At 45.4% G+C, this 2,094-nt stretch carries 1 protein-coding gene; it reads left to right on the top strand.

Annotated elements, in window-relative coordinates; translation table 11 throughout:
- Positions 1-336: 336 nt before the first annotated feature.
- Positions 337-1,824 carry a hypothetical protein gene (locus ABOA88_RS23985; protein ID WP_367852225.1) on the top strand — a complete coding sequence of 496 codons (1,488 nt, stop codon included), beginning with the start codon at positions 337-339 and terminating at the stop codon, positions 1,822-1,824.
- Positions 1,825-2,094 lie beyond the last annotated feature (270 nt).

The raw sequence follows: 2,094 nt of genomic DNA, 5'->3' as shown, positions 1-2,094 counted from the left end.
TTCTTTCGCTACTCGACGTACTTACTGGCGTTTTCACACAGCCTGGACCCAAAGCAGCCGGTGGGCAAAATCGGAAATCGGTCACAAGGGATCGGACTTGTCGACGAAATTTGAGGCGATTCACCTACTAGCTTCCGAAGTGTGTATAGCTTAGACATAGAGCGACTGGACACTTTCTAGCAGGTTTGGTTGGTGGAGGGGTGCTCGATTGACGGTGGTCAGCAATTATCGGATGCTGAGGTATGGCCATTTGCCCGCTTAAGCGGCGCTACGCACAAAATTGGCTTGGTCAGCCAGTCAAGCCTTTGAACGGAACCAACCACTGCAGGGATTGGAATGAGCATTTTTGATAAAGGGTTAGATCCCCAAATTTTTGAGGCTTACAAACGGGAAACGGCTGCGAAAGTTGCGATTTTGGAAGCTGCTATCAGGGATAAAATCACCGACACAGAGCAGGCCGCTCTCGAAGTTTTAGCTAGAATTACAGCTATAGAAACAAGCACCATCACAAAAGATACGTCAATCAAGGAAGCTCTTACGATATTAGAGGAGTGCCGCAAAGAGGCTACATCGGAACTTGAAAAAGTAAAAGCCGTCGGTGTTGGCGTTAAAAATAGTCACGCTGAACAGTTGGCCATGGTTAATCAGTGTGACGAGATGAAGGCTGGGGTTCTCGCGCTGAAAGCTACGGCGAGCGAACATGTAGCCGAGATTGTGGGTGATTATGAGGTAATAAAAAAAGCGCTAGCGCAGAGCGAAGAGCTACCTACACAGGTTTTGACCGCCACCAAGATGTTGGAAGAGGCGAAAACTCTAAACGAAAGTATAAAAAATCTGCTTACTCATTCTATGAAGCGAAAGTCCGAAATAGATGAGTTGCACGTGAAAACTTTTGGCGCAGATGTGAAAGATTCCGCTGGAGAAGCTGCACATATAGATGGTTTAGTGGATGAGCTGGAAAGAACATATGACTCTCTCGTCAGTCGATCAGAAAATTTGGATATTGTCCTTCAGGAGGCAGTAAAGGACATCACCGAAAAACATCATGCTCAGCTTGGTCAGGAGAAGGCTGAGTTCGACGCCCTGCTTGCTAGGTCTACGGACAGTATTGGAGCTATAACGGATCAGATTACAGGCCTTCTTCCTGGTGCCATGGCAGAAGGGTTAAGCGCAGCATACGAGAAAAAGAAAGAAGATGAAATTGCATCGCAAGCCAAGCATGAGTTCAGCTTTCGAGTCGCTATCGGTCTAATGGTTGCGGTGTCATTAATCCCTTTTGGTGTCGATGTATATCTTTTAGTTGGAAAAGATTTCGATATTCTTAGGGTTATCAATAATACTCCTAGTATTATTATTTCAATTTTGCCTTTGTATTTCCCAGTTTTATGGCTTGCTTACTCATCAAACAAAAAACTAAATCTCTCTAAGCGCCTGATTGAAGAGTATACGCACAAGGCGGTCTTAGGTAAAACCTTCTCTGGCTTGTCTAATCAGATTGAGTCCTTGCCGCATGAAAGCTCCGTTCGTGACGACCTACGGACGAAACTGCTATTTAATCTTTTGCAGGTAAGCTCGGAGAATCCTGGCAAATTAATTACAGATTACAACAAGTCAGATCACCCTTTGATGGAAGCATTGGAAAACAGTGCAAAATTATCAGATTCGATGGAGGCGCTTGCTAAAATTCCAGGGTTCTCCGCAATTAGCAAGTCGGTAACAGCAAGGGTAGAAAACGCGCTTAGTAAAGAGGCGGCGAAGGTCGAAGAAGGGTTAGACACTATGGCTAAACTTGAAAAGCCTCCCATAGACGTAGCAAAAGTCTAATCTAGCAAGGGCAATTCGCAGCCGATCAAAGCCGGGTTTTAGTCAGGCAGACTTTTCCCGGCACTTGATTTAGTCGTAGCATTGAAATTAGCTCTAAGCCCCGTTATAACATATTTCTATCTACCAATAATTTATGAGCAGCTACTATTGACTAATGTCGCCCATTGCGACCGTCTGCTATGGGTCGAAAGCGGTCAGTTGCGAACGGCAGCTTTCGACCTAGGCTGTGTGAAAACGCAGTAAACACATCGAAAACTGAGAGTCGCGCAG

The organism is Pseudomonas sp. PKS (assembly GCF_051913525.1).
In the GTDB taxonomy this organism is placed as follows: domain Bacteria; phylum Pseudomonadota; class Gammaproteobacteria; order Pseudomonadales; family Pseudomonadaceae; genus Aquipseudomonas; species Aquipseudomonas guariconensis_D.
The sequence above is the reverse complement of the archived record's forward strand: the minus strand, read 5'-3'. Positions and strand labels throughout refer to the sequence as shown.